This is a genomic window from Cobetia sp. LC6 (assembly GCF_030264805.1).
In the GTDB taxonomy this organism is placed as follows: domain Bacteria; phylum Pseudomonadota; class Gammaproteobacteria; order Pseudomonadales; family Halomonadaceae; genus Cobetia.
Genome location: NZ_JASSPL010000001.1, coordinates 705,666 through 730,487 on the forward strand (window position 1 = coordinate 705,666; position 24,822 = coordinate 730,487).

21 protein-coding genes and 1 pseudogene are annotated in these 24,822 nt (G+C 57.7%); 5 read left to right on the forward strand and 17 right to left on the reverse strand.

Translation table 11 applies throughout. From position 1 onward, the window contains the following. Window positions 1-15: 15 nt before the first annotated feature. Both QQF40_RS03070 and QQF40_RS03075 read left to right on the forward strand, forming a co-directional pair. Window positions 16-357, forward strand: coding sequence for a DUF427 domain-containing protein (locus QQF40_RS03070; protein WP_285460331.1), 342 nt, complete (start codon window positions 16-18; stop codon window positions 355-357). Window positions 358-615: 258 nt separating this feature from the next. Then, window positions 616-1,383 carry a nuclease-related domain-containing protein gene (locus tag QQF40_RS03075; RefSeq protein WP_285460332.1) on the forward strand — a complete coding sequence of 256 codons (768 nt, stop codon included), beginning with the start codon at window positions 616-618 and terminating at the stop codon, window positions 1,381-1,383. A 436-nt stretch (window positions 1,384-1,819) separates the two neighbouring features. Here QQF40_RS03075 and QQF40_RS03080 read toward each other — a convergent pair whose 3' ends face one another. The 6 genes from QQF40_RS03080 to QQF40_RS03105 form a co-directional block, all read right to left on the reverse strand. Further along, window positions 1,820-4,432, reverse strand: a complete 2,613-nt coding sequence (locus tag QQF40_RS03080; RefSeq protein WP_285460333.1) for a hypothetical protein — start codon at window positions 4,430-4,432, stop codon at window positions 1,820-1,822. Beyond that, window positions 4,429-7,026 carry a hypothetical protein gene (locus QQF40_RS03085; RefSeq protein ID WP_285460334.1) on the reverse strand — a complete coding sequence of 866 codons (2,598 nt, stop codon included), beginning with the start codon at window positions 7,024-7,026 and terminating at the stop codon, window positions 4,429-4,431. Before QQF40_RS03085 ends, QQF40_RS03080 begins: the two co-directional genes overlap by 4 nt. A 33-nt stretch (window positions 7,027-7,059) precedes the next feature. Then, window positions 7,060-7,878, reverse strand: coding sequence for a hypothetical protein (locus QQF40_RS03090; RefSeq protein WP_285460335.1), 819 nt, complete (start codon window positions 7,876-7,878; stop codon window positions 7,060-7,062). A gap of 364 nt (window positions 7,879-8,242) precedes the next feature. Further along, window positions 8,243-9,190, reverse strand: coding sequence for a site-specific integrase (locus QQF40_RS03095; protein WP_024952250.1), 948 nt, complete (start codon window positions 9,188-9,190; stop codon window positions 8,243-8,245). A gap of 332 nt (window positions 9,191-9,522) precedes the next feature. Continuing rightward, window positions 9,523-11,088 carry a DEAD/DEAH box helicase gene (locus QQF40_RS03100; protein WP_285460337.1) on the reverse strand — a complete coding sequence of 522 codons (1,566 nt, stop codon included), beginning with the start codon at window positions 11,086-11,088 and terminating at the stop codon, window positions 9,523-9,525. Further along, on the reverse strand, window positions 11,085-11,630 hold the full coding sequence (locus QQF40_RS03105; RefSeq protein WP_285460338.1) for a VspR family transcription factor: 546 nt from the start codon (window positions 11,628-11,630) through the stop codon (window positions 11,085-11,087). The genes QQF40_RS03100 and QQF40_RS03105 overlap by 4 nt, the downstream gene beginning before the upstream one ends. Before the next feature lie 772 nt (window positions 11,631-12,402). Here QQF40_RS03105 and QQF40_RS03110 point away from each other — a divergent pair. Then, a complete protein-coding gene (locus QQF40_RS03110; RefSeq protein WP_285460339.1) occupies window positions 12,403-13,302 on the forward strand; it encodes a DMT family transporter in 900 nt (299 codons plus the stop codon). Here QQF40_RS03110 and QQF40_RS03115 read toward each other — a convergent pair. From QQF40_RS03115 to QQF40_RS03140, 6 genes are all read right to left on the reverse strand, one after another. Next, complete coding sequence (locus QQF40_RS03115; protein ID WP_176676770.1) at window positions 13,280-14,029, reverse strand: ABC transporter ATP-binding protein; 750 nt, start codon at window positions 14,027-14,029, stop codon at window positions 13,280-13,282. The genes QQF40_RS03110 and QQF40_RS03115 overlap by 23 nt on opposite strands. Then, window positions 14,023-15,090 (reverse strand): FecCD family ABC transporter permease, encoded by a 1,068-nt coding sequence (locus QQF40_RS03120; protein WP_176676771.1) that lies wholly within the window; start codon window positions 15,088-15,090, stop codon window positions 14,023-14,025. The genes QQF40_RS03115 and QQF40_RS03120 overlap by 7 nt, the downstream gene beginning before the upstream one ends. Continuing rightward, window positions 15,083-16,207, reverse strand: coding sequence for an ABC transporter substrate-binding protein (locus QQF40_RS03125; protein WP_285460342.1), 1,125 nt, complete (start codon window positions 16,205-16,207; stop codon window positions 15,083-15,085). The genes QQF40_RS03120 and QQF40_RS03125 overlap by 8 nt, the downstream gene beginning before the upstream one ends. A gap of 366 nt (window positions 16,208-16,573) precedes the next feature. Continuing rightward, window positions 16,574-16,960 carry a DUF1360 domain-containing protein gene (locus QQF40_RS03130; protein ID WP_176676773.1) on the reverse strand — a complete coding sequence of 129 codons (387 nt, stop codon included), beginning with the start codon at window positions 16,958-16,960 and terminating at the stop codon, window positions 16,574-16,576. Window positions 16,961-17,063: 103 nt separating this feature from the next. Next, window positions 17,064-18,176 (reverse strand): flavin monoamine oxidase family protein, encoded by a 1,113-nt coding sequence (locus tag QQF40_RS03135; RefSeq protein WP_285460344.1) that lies wholly within the window; start codon window positions 18,174-18,176, stop codon window positions 17,064-17,066. Beyond that, entirely contained in the window at window positions 18,173-18,844 is a 672-nt protein-coding gene (locus QQF40_RS03140; RefSeq protein WP_285460345.1) for a cupin domain-containing protein, read from the reverse strand. The genes QQF40_RS03135 and QQF40_RS03140 overlap by 4 nt, the downstream gene beginning before the upstream one ends. 205 nt (window positions 18,845-19,049) lie before the next feature. Between QQF40_RS03140 and gcvA the strand changes: the two genes are divergently transcribed. Both gcvA and QQF40_RS03150 read left to right on the forward strand, forming a co-directional pair. Beyond that, window positions 19,050-19,991 (forward strand): transcriptional regulator GcvA, encoded by a 942-nt coding sequence (gcvA, locus tag QQF40_RS03145; protein WP_285460346.1) that lies wholly within the window; start codon window positions 19,050-19,052, stop codon window positions 19,989-19,991. A 231-nt stretch (window positions 19,992-20,222) separates the two neighbouring features. Continuing rightward, window positions 20,223-20,675 (forward strand): DUF417 family protein, encoded by a 453-nt coding sequence (locus tag QQF40_RS03150; RefSeq protein WP_285460347.1) that lies wholly within the window; start codon window positions 20,223-20,225, stop codon window positions 20,673-20,675. Window positions 20,676-20,825: 150 nt separating this feature from the next. On the opposite strand, the pseudogene QQF40_RS03155 reads toward QQF40_RS03150, so the two are convergent. From QQF40_RS03155 to QQF40_RS03175, 5 genes and pseudogenes are all read right to left on the reverse strand, one after another. Then, window positions 20,826-21,490: pseudogene (locus tag QQF40_RS03155) on the reverse strand (IS3 family transposase); the annotation flags it as partial. A gap of 218 nt (window positions 21,491-21,708) precedes the next feature. Beyond that, on the reverse strand, window positions 21,709-22,701 hold the full coding sequence (locus QQF40_RS03160) for a nucleoid-associated protein (protein ID WP_285460348.1): 993 nt from the start codon (window positions 22,699-22,701) through the stop codon (window positions 21,709-21,711). A gap of 116 nt (window positions 22,702-22,817) precedes the next feature. Next, the gene (locus tag QQF40_RS03165; RefSeq protein ID WP_285460350.1) at window positions 22,818-23,534 is read right to left on the reverse strand and encodes a glutathione S-transferase family protein; all 717 of its coding nucleotides are present in this window, start codon (window positions 23,532-23,534) and stop codon (window positions 22,818-22,820) included. Between the two features lie 103 nt (window positions 23,535-23,637). Further along, window positions 23,638-24,438, reverse strand: a complete 801-nt coding sequence (locus tag QQF40_RS03170; RefSeq protein WP_285460351.1) for an SDR family oxidoreductase — start codon at window positions 24,436-24,438, stop codon at window positions 23,638-23,640. A 26-nt stretch (window positions 24,439-24,464) separates the two neighbouring features. Further along, window positions 24,465-24,812: a cupin domain-containing protein gene (locus QQF40_RS03175; RefSeq protein WP_285460352.1), complete on the reverse strand. Its 348-nt coding sequence runs from the start codon at window positions 24,810-24,812 to the stop codon at window positions 24,465-24,467. Window positions 24,813-24,822 lie beyond the last annotated feature (10 nt).

Below are 24,822 nucleotides of genomic sequence, written 5' to 3' on the forward strand. Positions count from 1 at the left end.
CGTAAAGGAGTGTTCATGGCCGACCACCTCGAACCGCGTATCACGCTGCACCCGCTATCCTCGTGGGTGCGAATCCTGGTCGGTGAGACAGTGATCGCTGACACCGGCAACGCGCTGGAATTGCGCGAGAAGGGCTATCCACCGAGGCTCTACCTGCCTCGCGCCGAAGTGGCGATGGCGAAGCTCTCGGTCTCTCACACCGTCACCCATTGTCCCTTCAAGGGCGATAGCACCTATTACTCCTTGCCCGATCTTCCTGATATCGCCTGGAGTTACGACCAGCCCATCGAGGAGATGCAGGCGATCGCCGGGCGATTGGCGTTCGATACTGACAAGGTCACATTGGAAGTAAAGTGATCCAGATGAATGACTCGCGGCCAACGTGATTCTCTCGTCGATGCACAAGGTCCCATCGTGCTCTGCTTCAGAGATAAACCGATAGAGAACAGTAGCTTGGCGTTCGCCGGATAGTTAGAATTCGGCAGCTTGCTGCACCGCGCTTCTCCATCGGGCGCGGTGCAGCATTTCCTTTCCCTTATCAAGACTCAGTACTCCGGTTGGACGAATCACCTCGCTTGATTCCTTTCCGTACAGGCTGCACCAGGAGTCAAGACAGTGGTTGTCCCTTCGAACGTTGCGCCAGTGATGGGTGTACTGCTATGCCTCGTGCTGGCCTCCTGCATCAGTCGTTACCTCAAGTCCCCCCGCATGAAAGGCCGCATCGGCGAGTGGCGAGTGCGCTGGATGGCGCGCCGACTCGGCAAGCAGGGCTATCGGGCCTTGCACAATGTCACCCTCAAGACCGAGAGCGGCACCACCCAGATCGATCATGTGCTGCTGTCGCGTTTCGGCTGCTTCGTGTTGGAAACCAAGAACATGAAAGGCTGGATCTTCGGCAGTGAGCACGAGGCGAACTGGACCCAGCAGTTTCCTCGCCAGTCGTTCAGCTTCCAGAACCCGCTACGTCAGAACTACAAGCATCTCAAGGCACTGGAGACGACGCTTGGCGTGACTCCCGAGCATCTGCATTCGGTGATCGTCTTCGTAGGCAGCGCCAGGCTCAAGGGTGAGATGCCAGCCAACGTGACGCGCGGGTCTGACTTCGTTTCCTTCGTACAGTCGTTCAAAACCCCCGTCTTCAGCGAGGCGCAGGTCGAGGCCATGCATGAGGCGCTACTGACGGGACGACTGGCGCCGACTCTGGCGACGCAGCGTACCCATGTACAGCACCTCAAGCAGCGCAATGCTCCAAAGACCAGACGTGAATGCCCGAAATGCGGCAGCCGGATGGTGCTGCGCACTGTCAAATCCGGTGTGCGTGAGGGCCAGCAATTCTGGGGATGCTCGGCCTATCCGGAGTGCCGAGCGACCCAGGCGGTGTGATGCCACGGATTTATGGAGCCAGTGCGGCAATTATTCTATTAATTCAGGAAATTATCCCTATAGGGATAATTAGCCAGACATAGCGAAGTTATCCATAAATTTTCCCTGCAGGGATAATGGTTAGTATAGGCTGTAAGCGCTTTGATTATTCCCTTTCAGGACAATTGAGGGCGATCAGGCTGTCAAAATATCGAGGAGATCATCGCACCACGCATGAACTGCTTATGCTCCATCCGTGTGTACAGACTCGGACGGCCCACTGCACCTCCTGATTCATCCCGACCGCCGGGCGTGAGATGGCGCAGGCGGACTCTGAGTGCAACACCGCAAGTGATGGAGGGTGATGCATCGAGGTTGGGCTATCTCTAGCCCGCCGACCACCTGCGCTTTGGCTTCGATAGGCGACAGCCAGTATGCGAGTATGCGGCCTTCGCCTTCAGCGTCGCTTCATCAGCTCCAGAAGTACCTCACCATGTATCTCACCCAGCACGTGCGTGTAGTGATGTGTCAGTGTTTGAGAGTTGCGGTGCCCGATCAACTTGGCGAGTAACTCGAGACGGTGACCTCGTGCCTTGGCATCTTTTTCCAGTACGTCGAAGACCGCTCGGCGGCAGTTCGCCAGTGCTACAGGAGTGAAGGACCAATGTCCTCGGCAGGCGGAGGAAAGGCGATCCAGAAGCTGAGGGTAGTCGTCGCTGTAGAGGCGCAGTACGAGCCACGAGATTGCATTGTGCCTCAAGAGATGAAAGTCGAAGTGGATGTCCTCCAGCTCCAATCCGGGTGTGAGAGCACCGCGGAGAGACTGCCGGGCCCATGCCATGAGCGGGGTCAGCAGGCTCTCTCTTGAATAGCCCAGCGGAGAGCTTTCTGGCCCCAGCAAGGCAATGTTCTTCAAACGCTGCTGGCCAGCAAAGGACTCTCGGCGTCTATCAATCCACTCTCTCACCAGCGTCATCAACTCTGGGGATATCAGAAGATGAAGAGGAACGCTGCGCCGAGCATTTGCGGTCTTCCCAGCATGGATTTCTACGTAACAGTAGGTGGGGCCGTCATCTCCTGGCTGATTGATGATGACGTCATGCAGTGTCAATGCCATGACTTCTCCAGCTCGCAGGCCCCCGTAGTAGCCAAGGAGGAAGGCGATCAGCCAGCTGCGCCGCAATCCACTACGTCTTCGGGAGAGTGCCCGGGTCAGATGTTCCGCCTCGTGCGGCATGATCAGATGTGTACGCAATGTACTGATGAAGCGACCTCCCTCACCCTGCACGGGGGGAATACCCGTTAATCGATCGTTGCCTTGGCAGAAGCTGATGAACTGATTGAACGTCTGGAAGAAGTTGTGGGACGTCGAAGTGTCCCAGCCTTTCTGAATGGGTAGCTGCTCGCTGATTGCCTCCATCAGTTCTCCATCCCAGAGAGCCAACCATGGGATATCGGGCAACATCATCATGGAGGTGGGCGTCAGACGACTCAGGTAAGTCCTGAGCGTGCTGGCTTTGTTGCCTTGAGTGCTCGATTGATAAGACAGCCATAGCAGTATCCAGAGTGGGTAGCTGTCTTCGCCCAGCATGTGTATCAGCTTCTTCGCGTAGCGAGACGTAATGGCGTCATGCCGCTGAATCGCGGATTTCCCTCTGGGGGGTATCAGACCTTCATGCTCCAGTTCGGTGATATACGCATATAGTTGGTTGCCTGCTTTCACATACCAGTCCGTTGATAGTTGATCCTGCCGGTATCGGGGAGAGGTAGATGGTGACGATTCGTTGCTCCTGTCGCCTCCTCCCATAAGGAGTTCAGGGGTGTGAAGATCGGTCTCGATGTCTTCCGGTTCAGAGACATCCATGGCTCCAGAAGCGCTCGACGTACCGGAGGTAGGGAGGGGGGCCGCCGATAAAAGGAGGCTTTCGTCATGCTGCCAAGGAGAACGCCAGCTACACACTGGTAGGGGGTAGCGCCGAAGCAGCTGTGACCAGAGGGGCGCAGGGCCCAACAATGTCGTGCACCGGAAGGCATGACGAAGCAATGATCGGACATTCTTCAGCGAAGCGGAGGAACCAGTCCTGCGTGGTGCCTGGCTATCTAGCAGCTGTGACAGACCGGTGACCAAGAGCTGATTCAGATGGGCAGCTCGCGCTTCCAATGGACTGTTCAGATCTAGCGTAGCATCCGAGGAGAACCACCATACATCTGCTCGCTGAGAGGAGGGGGCTGATGATGGGGCAGGGGACTGACGGCAAGCCCTGAGTAGCCTCCTGAGATGATTCGGGATTTTTAGCCGGTAATGGGCTGGATGTGTTCGAGGTAACCCTGGCAGGCAGCCGATGAACCAATGGTGGGGACCGCGCTTGGTGTTCAGGCGTGGCAGATGCTCTGAGCTCAAGTTCAGCAGAGTATGGCGAATCACTTCTTCCTCCATCCCCAGCAGGGTACCCATGCTCAAGGCCAGGAAGAGAAGAGACTGCTCTGGCGTACATTGGTTGGCGGGAATGCGCTGCAGGGCGCGTACCGAATCCAGCACCCGTTGCTGAACCTTGATATCTCGTGATGAGGTAGCCGCGGATGAAGGTCTGACCGGGCGTTTGATACTGGTCGGAATCGTAGCCTCGAAGTCAGGCTCTCGGTTGAGATGAGTCAGTACAAGCGCGACTTCCTTGGTGACCTTTCGGGAGCTGAAGTCAAGTCCAGTTTCCTTGGCAAGCTGGATGGCGTTGCGAATCAAGGCTTGTACATCTCGCTGGTTCAAGCGTGTGGCATTGTGACGAGCGCGAGACGGCTTGGTGGAAGGCGCACTTTGCGCTCTAGCCTGTGCTCTGGTTACCTTTTTCTTATGCCGTCGCCAGGCGTAGCGCGCGACATTCTTGCGGAAATGTCTGAGCTCTTCAGAGGAGGAGAAAAGGCGATGATCTGGATCATCCCAGCGACGGAATATCCTACCCAGTGTTTTCGAAAGCTCGATCGGAGACAGCTTCGGAGTTGTAAGCTCTTGGTGCGTGGCCTGGGCAGGTACATCGGTTTTCTTCCGAAGATCAATGGTGGTAACAGCGCTCATCCTCTATCTCCTTGAATGGTTGGTCCGGCGTGCTGAATGGGCCATGGGAGGTCGTCTCTGTGAAGCAGATCCGGTGTCAAGCCGCATAGTCTGGCGATATCGGTTAGTGCGCTTCGTGTCGCCGATTGAATCAGGTTCCGATCACTGGACGGGGATTGGAGTGAATGTCCCTGAGTGGTGTGTCCAGCGAGCGCGCTAAATTCAGCGTGAGAAAGTCGCGATTGGAGCGCGGTGATCATACTGTGGCGCGTGATATTGGAAGGCTGGCGGCCCCACTGGCTCAATTCAGTTGCCAGAGGCGAAGGCATGAATGTTGGAAGATCCTTGAGCCACTGCCGCCAGTCAGCATGCTGCATGCATTGCTGCGACAACATCATTGTCGAAGCATTGAACTTCCATTGAACGGGGTAGGCGATTTGCTCATCCCCAAGAAAATCTCCCTTACCACCCTGGCGTTTCCACCATCGTTGCCATTCCTCCCGCCACTCATGCTGAAGCCGGAGCAATGCGCCAAGGGCGGGGACAAGTGGAATTTGGCGGCTTTCCTGTGCCCGAGCCGAATCCTTGTCGCGTAGCCAGAGCGTATTTTCCAGCTGCTCACATTGGGTTTTGGATCCAATTGGGCGAGCCAAGGTGCAGAGCTGCCATGCAAGTAAGGTCAGCGCTCCCAGTATCTGACCTTGCCGGGCAATGGCTTCGCCGACTGACCGTAAGTCGCTACTACGATTCCCTTGTGCGGTAATCAATGAGGTAACCAGCATGGCGTGGTTCTTGGTAAGTTGCGTCAGCAAATGAAGCGGACGTTTGAAATAGCTCGGCTCCTGGGCTTTTGTGGATCCCACGGTGTGATCTTCGCGAGGTGTACGACAGTCTTCTTCTAACAAGGGAAATAGGCCAAGCGCAGCTTGAGCCGCGAGAAAAGCCTTCTGAATCTTGTGCAGAGGTATCGTTCGATACGTTGCCGGGGCAGAGAGTGAGAGCGGGAGCTCGCCTCGCAACCAGGTCGCGATCACTTCATCTTCACAGGCAGGCACCACCCAATGATGATGACTGGCGGACATGCGCCTCAACGTCAGGGTACTTCCCGGGCGATTATCCCCCCAGCGATTGAGTCTTTTCTCGATCAGTGATTTCAGTGCTTTGAAAGGCTGGGCGCCGGGGAGCCATACCTTTTCGGCCATGAGTGACTGATTGAGAGCGTTGGGCAATGGCAACGTGATGATGGTTTCGGTAGGTGCCTTGTTGACAGAGTAGTGGAGTAGCCCCTCCTCCGGTGACCAGCTGGGAATTTGATCCAGCGTCTGGCAGATGATCCACTCACGATTGCTGTCGCTATTGAGGGGCAGCTTGGGGGATCGGGAGATTACCGTCGTCTGCAGCAAGCGCTCAGGTGCTATTCCACTGCAAAGTAGAATGCTAAGAAATGCCAAGGCTTGTCGGTTTGCAATGACACTCTCAGATTCTATGAGAAATTCCTCATCTTTCGGTGGTTGGAAGGTACGTAAAGCTGCTAGAACCTCTTCTTGTGGGCGTAGGCTGATGTCTGCAGATGTCTTGAGACTGCGGGCCTGTTGCAAGAGCTGAACGCGTTCAAGGTGAAGCGCCTGATCGCCTTGTGAAAGCAGCGTGTTATGGAATAGCTCTTTCACTGGGTCGATGGGTGAGATGCTGCTTTGGATTAGGTCATTAGATGATGATTCATTCTGATGTTCATTGCCATCCGTGAGCTCTTCATCATCCTCTATTAAGGCATGGTCAAGAGCTTGGATTGACCTGTCAAGGGAGCGATAGTCGGTATATTCAGCATGGATTTTGTGAGATTTGTCACTGGCCCAAAGTGGCGAATCACGAAGAATGGTATCGACATGCTGGCGTCTTTTTTGATTCTCGTTGCGAGCTCTATGCTGTTTTCTTATCGGGCTACGAGTGAGCTTGCTCGGCTGATAAATTTCGTTAAGCAAAGCACCTGTCGCTTTCTTATTGCGCAGATGATTGGGATGCTCCGATGAGCGGTCCGTTGCTGTATCATAGGCATGAAGAAACTGTTCGAGCAGCTTCAAATCAGCATCGGAAAAATGTTCGGGAGGAGGAACTAACTGCTCTCCCAGGGTAGGGGAAATGGGTCTGGGAAAGCTGTTGTGAATATCATCCAGGTCACCCCAGTCAAGTAGCCGTTTGAGCGTCTTTCTAAGTTCAAGTATCTGGGTGTAGTATTTTATGGCAGAGCCACGTGTCACAGTATGATAAGGCTGACCGAAAATCAGTCTAAGCAGCTTTCGGATACTGCTTACGCGAGGATCAGTGAGCGACTTAAATCGGTAATTTACCGTATAATGAAGGCAGTGAGACATTCTATGATTTCGATGTGTCTCGTCCTCCATAAAAAATTCGCTTCCTAGGAACTCCTCTACTTGGGACACAAGGTCTGGCATCGAGTAATCGTTGGCAAAGAGTCGAGCGCTGAGGCGATATTCTGAGGCAATCAAGGGAGGGAGGCTTCCCTTGAGCCACTCCGGTATAAGGGGCCAGCGGGACCCGATCGCATTGAGGTCGTAATTAGCCAATATTTGGTCAGGTAGTTGGTGTTCACTCACGCGAGAGCCTCCTGTTAATCAGTCAAGCGAATTTTAAAGTGCAAGTCCCATTTGCGGATTCGAGTCGGTTTCCTCCTTGTTATTCGAGTGCTTGCTTTTTTCTTTAGCGTTGCTTTTCTTATTGATATCTGGTTGCTGCTTCCTATTATCTTTTCGTTTACTATAAGCGTTTTTATTATTTTTTTCAGAAGCAGTAGCAGCGTGTGCCGTATTCCTATCTTCAGATACACCGCTTTGGTGAGTATTTGTATTTTTATTTATTTCGTTCATAAATTTCCTGATCGAGTCATCAGAATAACGATGCCTGAAAATTGATGAGATTTGCTTGCGTGTTATTGGCAAGTTTTGTTGAGTGACTACATTGCTCCATGCGTGTTGTAATCTTTCATCATTAATGAAGTTTCTGAGTATAGTGTTCCATAACTTCTTTTCGTTAATTCTGATATCGCCAGTGGTATGTAGGTTGTGGATATTGATCCATTCCCAGCCAAGCTCGAGCAGAGGCTGTAGCACCTGGTAATAGAATCTCAGCACCTGGACTTCATCTTCGTTGAGTCTGCCGATATCGATCTCGATGCAAAATACACTTTGTGAGACGGGCACTTTATGTGTGGATACGATGGCATTGATGACATGAAAATTCACGAACTCCTCGGAAGTGTGAGTCGACTGAACGTTGCTGCGGAAGCGGACAGGCGCTAGGGGCAGGTTCTCTGTCGCGACCGTTGGTCGAAAAGGATGCTCCTCGTTCATAAGCTCGGCGGTGTCCACCTCGAGTACTCGCTGATGGATGACAAGCGTCTTGTCAGCGCTGATTTTCACTAGTGACGGTGTATAGGTAGCATCTGGCATATTGATGACTCCAACGATAGGCAAAGGGGGGGCGAGACGTATGAGAGAATCATTCGTCGAGTTCATGTCCAGCAAACGCGAGTAACTTTGAGTCGTGATGATCAGTCGAGCAATACACCCGACCTGTAGGACGATATTTCTGGGAGTGCCGCCTCCTGATATATCCAAGCTGAATCAGTGTGTACTAATAGCATAACTCAAGTGGCAAGAATCTAAGGTATCTTTTAACCGTCAAAATCGACCGTTTCGAGAGCATTAGGGCTTTTTGACGTCAAACTTGGTAGATATTTTGTATTACGAGTTCTTGAGCGATTGCTTTGGTCAATTCATCGATTATTGAACGGTAATGCATTGCTCATGTTTATCAAAAGTCGTTGGCGCTGTTTTCGAAGGGGTCTGCGACCCGAATGTACTCCGTCAAGGTGCTGAGATGTCTGTGACCTGTCACGCGTTGTATCTGCTCCAGGCTCTTCCCCCGCAGATGAGCTTCAGTGATCAGGCCAGCACGCATGCTATGTGTGCTGAATCCGCGTGAAGCCAGGTTTGACCGCTCAAGCCCCCTGATCAACGCATTCTGAAAAGCAGTTCGAGAGAGTTTCGAGCCTCCTGGCCTGCCGCCCAGCGAGACGCTGCGAAATACCGCACCTCTCTGGATATGGGCGGCTTCCAGCCAGCGATACAGGAGATTGACGGGGCAGTAGGGGAGCGAGGTATCCGCATGGTGAATGGCTTTGACTTCATGTCGTCCTTCTTGATTGGTCTTGCTGCGGGAGAGCCTGACCAACACGCCTCGTGTATCCCATGTGAGGTGCTCGACACGAAGGTTGAGGACTTCGCTGTAACGAAATGCTCCATAGAACGTCAGGCAGAACATGGCGGCGTCGCGCAGATCTCGCAACTCGCTCAAATCCAGGCTATTCAGCAGCTGATGCAGATCGTCTCGCATCAAAGCTGGTGCACGTTTCACCGGCACTTCATTGAGGCGTGCACAGCCGCGCATGACCCCCTTGATCATTTGCTCATTGCCCAGGGTGGGGCAATTCATGACAAGGTGCCAACGCCGTAACGAGCACAGCTGTCGCTTGAGCGTATTCGGTTTATAACCGTCCTCGAAACACCGGGTGAGGTAGTTGGCAATCTCCGTGTCGGTGCTGGGGAGGGTGCCGCCACGTCTGAGAAACATCCGTATGTCGCTTTGGAAGGCTCGGATGGTACTCGGTGCAAGGCTTGCCATGATCAGCTTTCGTGCCGAGACCGTCAGGCAAAGTCCCGGCAGAGAGTCCTGGTTTCCCTGATAGGGGATCACTTGCATTGCCTGATGCCTCCGTCTTTGAGGCGGGTGGATGCCTGTCGGTGGTCTGGACACCATAAGGGATCTCCATCGATGTCGAAAAGTTGGAATGAGGGCCGATATGCGCTGTGAGGTGGCCATCGAATTTCACGCTATCACCCTTCGTAAATCAGCCAACCCGAAATGCATGCCCTAGAAAGCATGGAGAGTTGAGAGTCACGCATATGCAAGGTTGTTCGAGCAATCCCACTGGTAAGCATGCTATTTGTAGATGTTATGCTTAGGGTTAGGCTATAAAAAAGTGAAATCATCTGGTAGTCGCGCGGGCGTGGCTGCCGAGCCGCCTCCCGTAATCAGAGCGATACCAGGCGCGCCAAGAAGGCGTTGGAGAACGCCACATCATTTGCCAGATCAAGAGTGATCTCTCGTACTCCCTCTGAGAAGCTCACACACTCACTCATGGGGGCCTGAGCATGTGGCGCGCCATGCATGTCAATCGTGGGGTGTTCTCCGCTCGTGCCGGGGTCGTTGGAGGCTATCGAATTAGTGGCTGGAGAGACGATCGGGGCGGGTAGTGTCGGGGAGGAGAAGGAATCCAGTTGGATCGCAGCATGTTCGTCGGGCAAGTCGTCAAACAGTCGATAGGCGTAGTGTCGTAACGTGCTTTCGTTGAGGGCATAGAAATAGCACGCATCATCCTGTGCATGTCGACGCCGTATGATCCGGCCTAGCACTTGGCGAAAATACTGTTCGGTCCTGACGTGGCTGAGATAGCAACATACCTGCAAGCGGGGAATGTCGATCCCTTCACTGACCATGTTGACGGAGACAATCCACGAAGTATGACCGTAGCGAAACGCCTCAAGTCGTGCGTGCGCTCCTTCTGTCTGGCTGGTTACCAGGCACACCGTCTGTCCCATCTGTTTCAGACAATCAGCGATGTCTTCTGCATGAGAAATGTTGGATGCCACCACCAATCCTGCGGCGCTCGGGTCTTTCTCCTGAAGCTGTCGCAAGCGTTGGCAGCTGACGTCCAGCAAATGCTGCTGAGGCCCGGGGTGACGCAGCAAGGCGGCGTAATGCACCGCTGGGTGACGCAGCAAGGCCGGGATACTTTGGTAATACAGTGTCTCGCGCTGCGCCTGCTGTTCTGCCACCAGACGTATGTCGTTGTTATCTATCAAATAGATCTGGGGAGTACGGCAGACATCATCCTGGATGGCATCACGCAGGGGATAAGTGAAGTCTGGGATCAGCGCGAGGCGGTCATTGTCGGCCGATGGCAGGGTTGGCACCGATGGCTCGGACGCTGAGGCGGCTTCATGGCTCGGTGCCATATAACGCAGCATCGGAAGGCAGCTGCCATCAGTGCGCCAAGGAGTGCCTGACAAGGCGAGCGTAAAGCGTACATCGCGCTCCAATGCCAAGAGTGCCAACCCCCATTGATTGGCGCCGGTGGCTGCCGAACTGGTGTAGGCGTTTTTTGCGGCGCATGCTGTCGCGCCGGCGGCATGGTGGCTTTCGTCCCAGACCAGCAGGACACGCCCTTGGCGACAGAGTTGCTTGAGGTCCTCCAGGCGGAAGCTGAGCGCTTGATAGGTCAGCGCGATACCGATGTCCCCCAGCCTGCCCTGCATGGGCCGCCCCAGAATTTGCGAAAACGTCTCGCGTGCACGCTCCACCACGGCAGAGGTGGGGCCGAGATAGATGACGTGATCAATGCTCCCGTTGAGAATCAGCTCCTCAGCCAGGACGGCGGCCATCAGCATCTTGCCCGCACCCGGGGTGGCCTGGCACAGGAAATGGGGCTGCTGATCCGAAAGCCGTTGAAGCGCTGTCTCAATACAACGCGCTTGCCAGGCTCTGAGTGTCGGGCTTGTCAGAGAGGGCAGTAATCGATTGATCTGACGCGGCGTCATGAGGCACCTCCAGCATGGCGTTTTGCAGAGAGCGCCAGCACGGCAGCCAGTTGTCCCTGGAGTTCGCAGGCGCGCTGAATTGCATCCTCCTGGAGTGGAGCGATGTCGGGTTTCGCCTCCGGATAGTCCTTTGCCAATTGATAGAGGTGCTCGGCTTCCGCGCTCGCGGCCCGCATGGATTTTTTCAAGGCTCGACGTTGTTCCTGCAGTGCTGCATCGAGCGGTAGATGCGATGTGCTATCGGTTTTCGACGTGGCAAGATCCTGTCGATAGCTCGGCAGTGGGATATCCGGTGAGCGCTCCGAAGTGCTATCGATGAGTTGATAGACGCGGCGACGCTTGCCGATGGTGTCGGATTGCACAACGTGACCATCAATGACCAGGCGATCGATCAGGTCACCGACTCGCTGCAGGACAATAATGGGTTTATAGCCCGCCAACTCTGGATGTTTCATCAGCTCGTTGCGGCAGCTGACTTTCGTGAAATGAGTTGGTTTATCCTTCAAGGCTTTCAGCCACTGCTGGAAGTGCTGTTTGATCAACTGTCCTCGCCGATAAGCTGCGGCAGTCGAGGAATCCTGGAATGTGGGAGTGCTCGAGGTGTGAGGGGGAGGAGAGCGACGCTGGCTCTCTGAGGTGATGGTAGATGATGAGTCGTGTGACACCGAAGTCTCAGGCGTCTGGGAAGACTCGGCTATTGCCTTGCCCGTAGCAGAGGGCGCAAGAGGAGTAGATGAGGGTGTTGGTGTGGTGTGAGAAGAATTCGAGGTCATGACAGCACCTCGCTGCAGTCGCAAGCGATACGTGCGCGACAGTCTTGGGAAGGGGGATCGGGATAGCCGCCATAGGGGGTGGGTAGATCGGGGCTACGCGGAGATGCCGTAGTCTGGATGACCATGGTTGAAGCTCCTTTTGCTATTGGAGCCGCTCCCGCTGTCGCCAAACAGTGATGGGGGCGGCCGTACGCGGGTTGGCGAACCGGCGCAAAAGGAAACCGGCAGACCCGGAGGTCTCCCACGCACGACCGCCATAACGCATGGCAGGCACAAAAAAAGCGCCAACCATGGTCTGGGCGCTTGTGCGCCTTTTGCTATTCGAGTCGCCAAACCCGACCGAGGATTTTGCCTCGATAAACCAAATCTAGCAGATGAAAGAGAGGTCGTAAATATCACCCATCGGGAAAAGAGGGGTCTATTCGAAGTTGGCCTCAATATCGTGAAAATTCGCCTCTGGCGTGACACGTTGCCATGGCATTCCGTCGAGGGAATCGGGAGAATGCTGCCTTTCTTTCAGCCGCGTAGCGAATCGATAGTCATGACGGAGTTGGTGGATCGGCCCTTGGCCGGAATTGTTCTCAGATTGCTGTCCGGTGTGTTGTTCACCGGCATGATGGTGTGTGTGAAGGCGGTCAGCGAGACGGTGGAAGTGGGGCAGACGGTGTTCTTTCGTTCGGCCTTTGCCTTGATTCCGATCATGATCTTCATGATGTGGCGCAAGGAGTTCCCGCGTGGTCTGGCGACCCGTCGACCGGGCGGGCATCTGCTGCGCTCCGGATTCGGTGCGGCCGCGATGTTTGCCTCCTTTGCGGCGGTGGCCTTGCTGCCCATCTCGGAGGCGACGCTGCTGGCACAGCTGACGCCGGTCATGATGGCCGTGGGTGGTGTGGTCTTGCTGGGGGAGCGGTTCAGTCGGCAACGGGCGTTGGCGCTGGGGCTGGCCTTGGCGGGAGTATTGGTGCTGATTCTGCCGTCGCTGAACCTCGAGAGCAGTACCGGCAATGTGACCGGCTACGTGCTGGGGGTACTCTCGGCACTGCTGACGACTGGCGCGTTGCTGACGGTGAGGCGTATCTCGCGTACCGAGACGGCCGGAGCGATCGCCTTCTATTTCATTCTGGTCTCGGCCTTGGCAGGCCTGGCGACGCTACCGATGGGATGGGCGCCGCTTTCCCGGGAGGCGCTGGGGCTGTTGGTGCTGTCGGGATTGTTCGGGGGTGCCGCGCATATCTGCATGACACTGGCATTGCGCTACGCTGAGGCGTCCCGCCTGGCACCCTTCGAGTATGTCGCGTTGCTCTGGCCGATTCTGGCGGACCTGCTGATCTTCCATGCCCCCATCTCGAGTGGCTTCCTGTTTGCCCTGCCCCTGATGCTGGCAGGAGCAGGGCTGGCCGCCTTCGAAGGGCGTCAGATCAGATGGCCTCTTCGACGATGAGCTGTGGCTGCCCCTGGGAGCAGGGCTCGATGCGGGCAGCCACACGATAGACCTCACGCAGTCGCTCCGGGGTGACCACCTCAGCGGTCGGGCCGCTGGCGATGAGGCGGCCGTTCTGAAGCAGCATGGCCTGGTCCGTGAAGCGCAATGCCTGGCCCAGGTCGTGCAAGGCGGCAATGATCAGCATGCCTCGCTCGCGGGCGAGGCGGCGCAGAATGGTCAACAGCTGCAGCTGGCGATGCAGATCCAGTGCGGAGGTTGGCTCATCCAGCAGCAGAATCTCGGGTGACTGCACCAGCGCTTGGGCGGCCCCCACCAATTGGCGCTGGCCTCCACTCAGATCACTGATGTCCCGCTCGCCCAGCGCACTGATTCCCAGATCGTCCAGCGCACGCTCTACCTCTGCCATGTCCTCAGGCTGAACCTTCAGGCTGCGGCCCTGCATGCGCGCCAGAAGTACCGATTCATAGACCGTCAGCACGGCATTGACGCCGGTGTCCTGTGGCATGTAGCCGATGGGGCGCTGGCGAGTCGCGCCCTCGACGCGTGCCTCTCCACCGCCGTCGATCAACCCGAGGATGCGCCGGAACAAGGTCGACTTGCCGGCGGCGTTGGGCCCCAGCAAGGCCACCACCTGGCCCCCTTCGAAGCAGGGCGTCGTGACCTCCGCCAGAATCTGGCGGCGACCATAGTGAGCGGACAAGCGATCAAGCGTGAGCGTTACCATGAGGATGACTTCTGTCGCAGGATGAGAAACAGGAAGAAGGGAATGCCGACCAGTGAGGTGATGATGCCGATCGGGATCACCGTGCCCGGCAGGATGATCTTCGACAGCACCGAGCCGATCGAGAGAATCAACGCCCCGCACAGGGCAGAGCCGGGCACGAAGAAGCGTTGATCTTCCCCCAGCAGCAGGCGTGCGATATGCGGACCGACCAGACCGATGAAGCCGATGGTGCCGACGAAGGCGACGGCGATGGCAGCCAGTAGCGAGACCAATACCAGCACTTCCAGGCGCAGCGCCTTGGGTTTGACGCCCATGCTTTCCGCCTTGGTATCTCCCAGACGCATGGCCGTCAGTGCCCAGCCATGACGTGCCAGCAGCGGCAGCACGATCGCCAGAACGCCGAGCGAGACCCAGAACTTGGGCCAGGTGGCCTTGGTCAGGCTGCCCATGGTCCAGAAGACCACGGCGGCCACGGCCTGTTGGCTGGCGAAGAACTGGATCAGGGCCATCAACGAATTGAAGATGAAGACCATGGCAATGCCGAGCAGCACGATGGTCTCGATCGTCACGCCACGCTTCATGCTCAAGGCGTGGATGAAGAAGGCCGTGATCATGGCCATGACGAAGGCATTGATGGGGACCACATAATCGATGGCGGCGGGAATGATCGCGACGCCAAAGGCCAGTGCCAGCGCGGCACCGAAGCTGGCCCCGGCCGAGATGCCCAGGGTGAAGGGACTGGCCAGGGGATTGCTCAGGATGGTCTGCATCTGGGCACCGGCCACCGACAGGCTGGCACCGACCACCAGCGCCATCAGGGCGACGGGCATGCGAATTTCCCACAGGATGACCCGCACCTGATCACTGACGGAGTCTGGTGAGATCAATGCCGCGATGACCTCATCGAGCGGGAAGCGTGCCGGACCGAGCGACAGATCCAGACACAGACTCAGGAACAGTGCCACGCCCAGTGACACCAGAATCAGTTGTCGTTTGACCACCGAGGCGCGGTAGTGGCTCCCCCCTTGCGAGAGGGGAGCGGAAGAGGTGACATCATTCATCTTTCAGCGATACCCAGTAGCCAGGTGCGTAGTCCACGGGCAGGAAGCGTTCGTGCAGTTCCTGCATGGTGGCTTCCGGGTCAAGATCGGCAAACAGCTCCGGGTGGAACCACTTGGCCATCTTCTGAACCGCCACGAAGTAGTAGGGGCTGTTGTAGAACTGATGCCAGATGGCGTGGAAGTTGGCGTCGTCGACGGCTTGAATGCCTGTCATGGCGGTGCGCTGAGTCAGGGCCTGGAGCTTTTCGCGAGCGAGATCCTGATCAGCCCCCGGACCGACACCGACCCATTTGCCGCCCGGGACATAGGCGTCCCAGCTTCCCCCTGTCACGACGACATGCTCAGGGTTGGCGGCGATGATCTGCTCGGGATTCAGGGTGCCGAAGGTAGAGGGAATGATGCCTTCGGCAATGTTGTGGCCGCCGGCCAGATCAACGTATTCGCCGAAGTTGCCCGGCCCGAAGCTCATGCAGCAGTCGTCGGAGTAACCGCCGGCGCGATCGATGAAGACGTCAGGGCGCTGTGGGTCCTGCTTCGCGATGACATCGGTGACGCGAGCCATCTGCGCTTCGGTGTAGGCGATGAACGCTTCGGCTTTGTCTTCCTTGCCCAGCAACTGGCCCATCAGGCGCATCGACGGCGTGGTGTTCGCGAGTGGATCCTCACGGAAGTCGACGTAGACGATCGGGATGTCCAGCTGTGCCAGCTTGTCGTCATAGGCCGCGTCCTCGGTTGCCTGACGGGCTTCCAGATTCATCAGCACCACATCTGGCTTCAGGGCTGCTGCCTGCTCGACATCGAAGGTGCCATCCTTGAAACCACCGAAGGTCGGAATCTTCTCGAGTTCGGGGAAGCGCTTGGCATAGTGGGCGTAGTTGTCCGGGTCGGCTTGAGAGAAGTCTTCACGCCAGCCGACCACCTTGTCGAAGGGAGACTCGGGCTCCAGCGCGCCCAACAGGTAGACCTGGCGACCCTCGCCCAGGATCATGCGCTCGACCGGGGCGTCGAGGGTAACTTGCCGGCCGGCAACATCTGTCAGAGTGATCTCATCGGCGACAGCGCCGAAGCTGGAGGCCAATAGCAGGCCGCCGGCTGTCATGGAAAGCAGAGGCTTCATGTGTGACTCGCTGGGAGGGTAAGGAAAATTCATCGGGCGCGTTGTCGCCCGCACGGCTGTGTTCGATGCGGGACAGGTTGCATCTCATTATCATCTGCGTTGCGATTATGAAGTAATTCCCGATGAGCGTCGATATGGTCCCTGTCGTCTCGTTTTCGTCGGTGTCGATACCTGGTGCTCCAGCAGGAAACGACTTGGAGCGAGAGCGTCGGTCAACGACACTGGCCCCCGGCAAGCAACGTTGTCTGGGGGCCAGCGAAGAGGGAAGAGCGGTCGGCCATCTGCTTCTGGGCTGTCACTACACTCAAGACTGCGATGACGTGCTGGAAGGGTGGTGTTACAGCCCGTGGCTCGAGATGGCTGAGGTCATTTGGCCGCGAAGATTTCCTTTACTTCCTTGTCGCGTACTTTCTTCGCCATGCCGGTCAGCAGCACCTTGAACAGCAGGCCGCTTACCAGGGTGGAGAGCGTCAAGGTGAAGAAACCAGCCAGGATCCAGTCCACCAGCACGAAGCCGCTATTCGTCAGGGTCGGGTGATAGAACACCATGCCAGCGAAGACCACCCAGTGGCTGATGCAGAAGAAGCATTGGAAGAGGTGGCCGGTCATGTGGCCAAAGCGTTGTGCGTACTGACGCAAGGGCGCGAACAGTTCACCTTGGGTGATCGAGATCGCGATGCTGCTGGCTGCCAGGGCCATCACGAAGCAGGTCCATAGAGCGTTCAGTGTCTCGGGGGAAAATACGGTAGTCATGGGGATCCTTGTGTGTCTTCGTCGAAGTGACGAGTGGGAAAAGTGAGTGGGTCGTGCTCAATGTCTGTCGATGCGGGTGTCTGGTTATCTCTCTGCCTTCTGTCTAGCGTGCGCTTAGCATCCGCTCGACACCTCGGGTGGCGGCATCGAGGGCGCCCGCAAGGTGACCCGGGAATCGCGGTGACCATTCACTGGCGATACCGAACAGACGTTGCTGCCAAGGGCCTTCATTGGCCTCCAGCAACGGCACCGAGACATGGGATGCCACGTCTTCCAGGTCTGCCGGGCTCGCGATGAAGGGTGAGGTTGCCCAGTCCTTGAGGTATTCCTGCCGCGGATGTGCCGCCTCAGCGCCGAACAGACGCTCCAGCTGTGCGCGGCAGTGCTGGCGTAATGCGTCCGGCGTGATCTGACGTCGGTGATCTGCCGGGACTCCCACGAACCCGAAGGGTGCCCCCAACCCTTCCATTGGACTGGCATCGTGAATCTCCACCATCGGGCCACGTGCGCTGCGTGCGGCGCCGGACAAGCCGGCCTCGCGCCAGAAAGGACGATCGTAGACCGCGAGATACTTGGCGTGGGGCGCCATCCAGGTCGCGGTCTGCTGCCACTGTGCCGTCAGTGCGCTCGGCAATGCCGGCGTGAACTGGATAAGCTGGAGTGCCTGACGTGGCGGAATAGCCAACAAGACCTGCTCCACTTCGCAGCTCATGCGTTGCCCGTTGTCATCCTCGGCACTCAGCGCAATCCCGTCTGGCAAGCGCTCGAGATGACGGACAACCTGCCCAGTCAGTATCTTGTCCGCAGGGATATCGCGTCGCAGTCGCTCGATCAGCGCCTCCATTCCTCCCACCACACGCATGGCGGTCAGCGAATCCCTGATGCCAGCGGTGCGCAGTGGGCTCTTGTCCGTGGCGCGCTCGAGGAGGCTGTCGCCCGTCACATGTTGTGCAAAGCATTCCAGGCCCAGTGTCTGCATCAGTTGCGCCATTTCGCGCTGATGCTCCGGCCAGAACCAGGTAGGCCCCAGGTCCAGGCGGTGCTGTGCCTCTGTCTCGGCAAGGGACGGCACTGCGGAAGCGATACGGCCTCCCATGACGTGCTGGGCTTCGAACACCCGATAGTCATGAATGCCATGCTGCTCCAGTTGCCATGCGGCATAGAGACCTGAGAGACCAGCCCCGATAATGGCAACGGGCGGCGAAGGTGTGTTCATTCATCCTCCAGAGCGATCAGATGCCCCGTCTTGAGGTAGAAGGTCGCTCCCTCTGCGCCGGCGGAGAGCGCCAGCGGTTCGCTGGCGGGCAAGCGCAGCCAACTACCGGCAGGGCAGGACCCGTGCCCTGGATGCAGGCAACCCTCCAGCACCAGCAGTTCGGCACCGCCAGTATTGACCAACAGCGGAAGCTCGGCATGTGGCGTCAGGCGCTGCAGGCTCACCTGCTCGGTGGCACTGGTATACAGTGAGCAGATCTCGCGGCCATCCTGCTCACGCCAGTTGGCCGGGTCTCGAGTGTTGATGCGTACCGCCTCATGCTCCTCGGGCGGCATCTGTCGCAGCTTGACGAAGATCACGCAGCCGTCGGTGCTGCTGGGGGTGTGGCGCGAGTCTGGCGGGTTACGCAGGTACCAGCCAGCAGGGAAATCCCGCACGCCATCTTCGGTGAAGGTGCCGGACAGCACGAGAATCTCTTCGCCTTGTGGATGCTCATGCGCTGAAAAGTGGGAGTCTGGTGCATATCGGACCAGGCTGGTGGCCCGTGCCTTCTCCTCCCCGATACGGTCCAGCATCATGCGCTCGACCCCTCCCTGGGGAGACGGCACCCACTGGTAATGGTCCGGTGTAATGCTGGCACGTTGTGAAAAGTCGGCATTGAGGCGCATGTAGGGCATCTCCACGAGGGCGAGAGAGGGAAGAAAACCTTTTTCAATGTCTGGCGGTCATCACACTCGAGCGCCATGGCATGAGCAGGGCAGGACAGACACCTATGAGCTGTCACGATCCGTCTATGCGGCGTATTCTGGAAGCTGACTGAACATTCAACAAACGAGATTAACTAGGCAGTAGGGAAAGAAAAACTTTATCGCCATGACATCGCCCAATCATCTGAATGCCTTGCGTGCCTTCGAAGCGAGCGCCCGCCACAAGAGCTTTGCCGCTGCGGCAGAGGAACTGCACGTGACCCCTGCCGCTGTCGGCCAACTTGTGCGGGGATTGGAGGAGTGGCTGGGTGACTCGCTCTTTCATCGTGCCAACAGCGGCAAGACACGCCTTGTCCCGACGGAGCTTGCAGAGCAGGCACTGCCGGATATCCGTGCCGGATTCGAGAAATTGTCACTCGGGGTGGAGCGCCTCAAGGATGGCACTCGGCGTAGCGTGCTGACGGTGACGGTCAGCCCCGCCTTTGCCGCCAAATGGCTGTTGCCACGCCTGCATCGGTTTCAGGCGGCGTGGCCGGACATCGATGTGCATCTGGATACCAACCACAAGCCGGTCGATTTCTCACGGGAGCGGGTGGATATCGGGGTACGCTACGGGCCAGGCAAGTGGAGGGGCGTGGTGGCTCAGGAGCTGATGCACGAAGAGGTCTATCCGGTCTGCTCGCCCCAGCTGCTGCGTGACCCCGAGCGCTTGAAGACACCCGCAGCCCTGCTGGAGGAAACACTGATTCACGACTTGTCCATGGAAGGCTATGACGGCTTTCCTTCGTGGGGTGGCTGGTTCAGGAAGGCGGGTCTTACGGATGCCGATTCATCGCGCGGTCTGCAGATCAACAACTCTGCCGCAGTGCTGCAGGCCGCGATCGATGGTCAGGGCATTGCGCTGGCACGTGGAGTCATGGTGCACGATGACATTGTCTCGGGGCGTCTGGTCAGACTGTTTGATGAGGTGATGTGTGCCTCCTCTCTAGCCTATTACGTGATTCACCGACCCGAGGTCACTCATGTCGCCAAGGTACAGGCATTCCGGGAATGGTTGCTGGAAGAAGCCGGGCTCAGCTGCCGAATACCTTCCATCCCGGCGTCGTGAATGGCTCTGTGGTCAAGCACACGGGTGTGCCTAGAAGGTGCCCGATGGCCTCTGATAGAAAGAAAAGGCGAAAATCCAATATTGCTGCATCCGACTGCAAGACATGCCCGTATCTCCCTGCATCGAACGCAAGATGTCATGAAAACAGCACATGCAACACGCTGACCTGACAGCCTTGTCGGAATACTCAATCGACTTCCCCAACGAAGTGATGCAATCGGAGATATCAGCATGCAGCAGGGTTCCCAGGCAGTGACTCAAGGGCGTTATGGTTATTACATCGGTGTATTTGGGGTGGTGCTCCTGCTCCTGTGGCTGGGGATCTACAAGTTCACGCCCACAGAGGCGGGATTGATCGAGCCGTTGGTGGCCAATCACTTTGCCATGAGTTGGCTGTATGACGTGATGTCAGTTCAGATGGTGTCCAATCTGGTCGGGCTGTCAGAAATCCTGGTGGCGATCGCCATGATCGTCGGTCTGAAGTATCGCCAAGTGGGCTACTATGCAGGGATTGCCGGCAGCGTCATCTTCCTCTCCACTTTGAGTTTCCTGTTCACGACTCCTGATGTCTGGAAGGTCACGGATGGCGTACTGATCGCCAACTTCTTCCTGGTGAAGGACATTCTCTTCCTGGCAATTTCCGTCAGCATGGTGGAACGAAATCGACCGATCAACGCTGACTGATTTCTCTCTATGAAGCCACAAGGCGCTCGGCAATATTGCCGGGCGCTTTTTTGCGTGGCTCACGCCTGGCTTGGCGGGACATCAGCCAGTCACATTCATGAGCTGGCTCACGACCCACTGATGCAGCGGGTCGTCGTTGTAGCGAGGGTGCCAGGCCCGGTTCGGCGCCGACACAAAAAACTGACGGTTGAGCAGGTTGGGCGCCACCGGAAGACTGTGCTCACTGTCGGTCGTATGACGCCAGCGGCGCCGCTGCTTTACTTCTACGCCGGCTTCCCGCATCAGACTCCGGGCCTGGTAACGGCCAACCTCGTAGCCACGACGTTACTGCTCTTTGGCGATGCGGCGGCTGCCGTAGCTGCCTCACTTCCGGCGGTGGATCTCTCTGACCTCACGGTGAAGGGCCTGGCGATGATCATCTGGGCCACGCCGTCGCCAGTCATAGAAACCACTCCGGCTGACCTGCATGACCCGACACAGCAAGGCCACTGGATAGGCGGCCTTCTCCGGTTCGATGAACTGAAATCTCAGCTCGATTCTTTGGCGAAGAAGGTCGCCGCCTTTTTTAAAATATCCTTTTCAATCTGAAGCTTACGAACCTCTTCGCGGAGCATCTTGATCTCGTCGTCGCGATCATCCGCGTGTTGGCTCGAGGCGCCTGAAGTCTGTTGACGTTGCTTGCGGCACCAACGGTCCAACAAGCTACGGTCCACTCCCAGGCGCCGAGCTGCCTCGGATACGGGATATCCCTGATCGCTCACCAGGCTCACCGCATCGGCCTTGAATTCATCGGAATACCGACGTCTGCTTTGAATTCATCGGAATACCGACGTCTGCTTTGAATTCATCGGAATACCGACGTCGAGTCTTCTTGGTCATGAACACCTCCATCGCTTCTATTATGAGGCTTATCGGGGTGTCCGCTCCAATTGGACCACTTCAGTTTCTTGTCAGACACACGAGGGCCAGGCATCTGCCTGGCCCTCGTGTGTCTGATAAATATACATCAGGCGAGGTTGTCTGATCAGAGGCTTCAGCGTTGCTTGAGCTGATCGCGCAGCCCTGTCGGAACCTGTTTGATGATCAGACGGTCACTCGCTTCATCGTATTCCACCGAGTCGCCCAGCAGGTGCGAGTCAAAGCTGATCGAGACGCCCGCGGCGCGCCCGGTGAAGCGCTTGAACTGGTTGAGCGTCTTCTTGTCCGGCGGGATTTCCGGTGACAGCCCGTAGTCACTGTTGCGAATGTGGTCGTAGAAGGCCTGCGGGTGCTCTTCATCGATCAGCTCAGACAGCTGATCCAGCGTGATTGGCTCGCCGAGCTTGGCCTGGTCGGTGGCGTAATCGACCAGGGTGTCGGTCTTCTGCCGGCTGGCTTCCTCGGCCATGTCTTCCTTCTCGACATAGTCGCTGAAGGCCTTCAGCAGGGTGCGGGTTTCCTGACCGGCATCCCGCTGCTCCTGTGCACCCAGCGTTTCGGCGAAGGCCTCGGCGAGCTTGGTACGTCCACGATCGCGCGCCCAGGACAGATAGGGGTGAGAGGTCGAACTGCCTTGCCACTGACTGATGTCCAGTCGCGCGGCCAATGACATCTGGGTCAGGTTGAGCTGACGGGCAGGCGTCACCGCGAGGGACTCGTCGATCGCGAAGCCATCACGATGGTGCAGCAACGCCATGAACAGGTGGCGCGTCTCGCCCTGCTGGTGATCCACCACCAGCAGATGGCCGCCTGTTGGGAGATTGTCATCGATCAACGGTATGAGTCGACCGGCAAGTGTCTGGGTCAGGCTCGCGAAATCGCTATCACCTGCGAGGAAGGCCGCCAGTTCCGTGGGGAAGGCAGCAGGCGCGTCTTCATTGAAACGGCCCCAGTTCTTGGCCTTGCCGTGGTAGGCATCATTGAGCCCGGATACCAGATCCTCCAGTGCATCGGATGCCGGCAGGGCGGTGGCGGCAGGCACCAGCTGGGCCGGCGTCTCGCTATTGCCCTTGTCGATACGGTGAATGATGCTGTGCAGGATCGGCATGGAAACCTCCCTCGGCTGCGATGAACGGGCTGGGGATGATACCTGTCACGTCCTCTAAGGTCACTTGGCGGCCATGATCGCTTTGATGGTCAGATATTTATGCCTCCCAGTGTCACTCATTTTGCAACGTCGCTGGCAAAACGAGCGGCGTTCTCACGTAGAAAATCGCTGTCGTCCGCGTCACCCCAGAAGGCGGGCTGTGCCTTCGGGATGGTCAAGGCCTTCTGGGTCTGGGGGCGCGCATCGAGCCGCTCGAACCAGGCCTTCAGGTGGTCGAGACCCTCGATCGACACCTTGGCCCAGACGTAGGCGCGGGCCCAGGGGTAGGTCGCCATGTCGGCGATGGTGTACTGATCCCCCGCCAGCCACTCGCGGCCTTCCAGGCGGGTGTTCAGGACCTCCAGCAGGCGACGGGATTCTTCCACGTAACGCGTGATGGAGAAGGGTTCCTGCTGGCCGTTGGGGGCGGCGATGCGCTGGAAGTACATGGCCTGCCCCATCATCGGGCCGATGCCGCCCATCTGGAACATCAGCCACTGCAGCGTTTCGCTGCGGGCCTTGGCCTCTCTGGGCAGGAAGCGGTCGTACTTCTCGGCCAGGTACCAGAGGATGGCGCCGCTCTCGAACACGGCGAAGTCGTCGTTGCCCCGGTCGACGATGGTGGGAATGCGCCCGTTGGGATTGAGCTTGAGATAGTCGGGCGCCTTCTGCTCCTTCTTGCCGAAGTCGATGAAGGTCAGCTCGTAGGGCACCTCCGCTTCCTCGAGAAAGATGACCGGCTTGTAGCCGTTCATGGTGGCGGCGGTGTACAGGTGAATATCAGGCTGTGACATGGGGAACATCCTCATGGGGGTGACGCGATGAAGGGCGGTGCGCGTCGGGCCCGGTATCCTCTTGCATCGGGCCCGGCGCGCATGGCCGGTTGCCTGTGGACGGTCACATCTGACGGTCCCAGAGGCTCTCCTGGTAGCGCTTCACGTCTTCCTCGAATCGTGCGGGATGCACGTTGCGGAAGGCATGCTCGTCCAGCGGGATGAGGCGCACCATCTCATCGATCATGGAGGAGGGGTCGAGCTGCAGATCGTCCCCGGCGAACAGCTGCTGGGTCTCGCGGATCGGCGCCTCGGGGGTGAAGTGTGTTTCTGGGTCGTACCACTGGTCGAGGGTGTCGTACATGCGGTCGTTGAAGCCGGTGCGGAAGGGGCCCGGGTTGATGGTGGCGACCTTCACGCCCAACGGTGCCAGCTCTTCATGCAGGAGCTGAGAAATGCCTTCCAAGGCATGCTTGGACGCGACATAGGGCGCGAGGTAGGGGAAGGTGGTGAAGCCGGCGATGGACGATACCAGCACGATCTTGCCCTGGCCGCGGTCGGCGAAGGCCTTGGCGTAAGGCTGCACGAACTCCAGCGTCGAGAAGACGTTCGTCTCGAAGACCTTGCGCACTCGCGCCACGGGAATCTCGGCGATGGGGCCGGTCTCGCCGATCGCCGCATTAGCCACCACAACATCCACCTCGGCGCCGTAGCGCGAAAAGATGCTTTCGCGATTCTGGGCATCGGTGATGTCGAGTTTCTCGACTTCCAGGTCAACATCCTGCTGCTGCGCCTTTTCCTTCAAGGCCGATACCTGAGGCCAGATTTCTACCGTGGCAATCACTCGGTGTCCTTGTTGCGCCAGTGCCAGTGCTGCCCCTTCCGCCAGGCCGCTGCCGGCCCCTGTCATCAGAATGGTCTTCATCGTCTCTCTCCTCGAAATAAGTGGGATTACGCCAGATCGTCGCGATCCAGGCGCTCGAAAATGATGGCCTCGACGGAAGTCGCGCCGACGTTGGTCACTTGGTGCGCCCAGGCCTCGTTGTGCATGACGTCGCCTGCCACCACGTCACGCTCCACGACATCGCCGCTTTCCAGTGCGATGCGCAGGCGCCCGGCGGAGAGGAAGTAGACGATCTCCTCCGGATGGCGATGAGGCGCATCGGCGGCCCCGGGGGCCATGGTCATGTGTACCAGCCTTGTCTCACCGGTATTGACGAGCTCGCGATAGAACTCTGGAGAGGCTTGGTCGGCCAGCGGCACCGGGCGCCCAGCGCCAGGCCATTGAGATGTTGTCATCAGGTGATTT

What these genes read in the sequence shown, in the direction of transcription:
- QQF40_RS03080 (WP_285460333.1), bottom strand. Translation starts at nt 4,432, where the DNA reads ATGAGCGCTGTTACCACCATTGATCTTCGGAAGAAAACCGATGTACCT.
- QQF40_RS03160 (WP_285460348.1), bottom strand. Translation starts at nt 22,701, where the DNA reads ATGCCGATCCTGCACAGCATCATTCACCGTATCGACAAGGGCAATAGC.
- QQF40_RS03090 (WP_285460335.1), bottom strand. Translation starts at nt 7,878, where the DNA reads ATGCCAGATGCTACCTATACACCGTCACTAGTGAAAATCAGCGCTGAC.
- QQF40_RS03110 (WP_285460339.1), top strand. Translation starts at nt 12,403, where the DNA reads ATGACGGAGTTGGTGGATCGGCCCTTGGCCGGAATTGTTCTCAGATTG.
- QQF40_RS03130 (WP_176676773.1), bottom strand. Translation starts at nt 16,960, where the DNA reads ATGACTACCGTATTTTCCCCCGAGACACTGAACGCTCTATGGACCTGC.
- QQF40_RS03095 (WP_024952250.1), bottom strand. Translation starts at nt 9,190, where the DNA reads ATGCAAGTGATCCCCTATCAGGGAAACCAGGACTCTCTGCCGGGACTT.
- QQF40_RS03070 (WP_285460331.1), top strand. Translation starts at nt 16, where the DNA reads ATGGCCGACCACCTCGAACCGCGTATCACGCTGCACCCGCTATCCTCG.
- QQF40_RS03165 (WP_285460350.1), bottom strand. Translation starts at nt 23,534, where the DNA reads ATGTCACAGCCTGATATTCACCTGTACACCGCCGCCACCATGAACGGC.
- QQF40_RS03100 (WP_285460337.1), bottom strand. Translation starts at nt 11,088, where the DNA reads ATGACGCCGCGTCAGATCAATCGATTACTGCCCTCTCTGACAAGCCCG.
- QQF40_RS03115 (WP_176676770.1), bottom strand. Translation starts at nt 14,029, where the DNA reads ATGGTAACGCTCACGCTTGATCGCTTGTCCGCTCACTATGGTCGCCGC.
- QQF40_RS03120 (WP_176676771.1), bottom strand. Translation starts at nt 15,090, where the DNA reads ATGAATGATGTCACCTCTTCCGCTCCCCTCTCGCAAGGGGGGAGCCAC.
- QQF40_RS03175 (WP_285460352.1), bottom strand. Translation starts at nt 24,812, where the DNA reads ATGACAACATCTCAATGGCCTGGCGCTGGGCGCCCGGTGCCGCTGGCC.
- QQF40_RS03135 (WP_285460344.1), bottom strand. Translation starts at nt 18,176, where the DNA reads ATGAACACACCTTCGCCGCCCGTTGCCATTATCGGGGCTGGTCTCTCA.
- QQF40_RS03140 (WP_285460345.1), bottom strand. Translation starts at nt 18,844, where the DNA reads ATGCGCCTCAATGCCGACTTTTCACAACGTGCCAGCATTACACCGGAC.
- gcvA (WP_285460346.1), top strand. Translation starts at nt 19,050, where the DNA reads ATGACATCGCCCAATCATCTGAATGCCTTGCGTGCCTTCGAAGCGAGC.
- QQF40_RS03170 (WP_285460351.1), bottom strand. Translation starts at nt 24,438, where the DNA reads ATGAAGACCATTCTGATGACAGGGGCCGGCAGCGGCCTGGCGGAAGGG.
- QQF40_RS03150 (WP_285460347.1), top strand. Translation starts at nt 20,223, where the DNA reads ATGCAGCAGGGTTCCCAGGCAGTGACTCAAGGGCGTTATGGTTATTAC.
- QQF40_RS03125 (WP_285460342.1), bottom strand. Translation starts at nt 16,207, where the DNA reads ATGAAGCCTCTGCTTTCCATGACAGCCGGCGGCCTGCTATTGGCCTCC.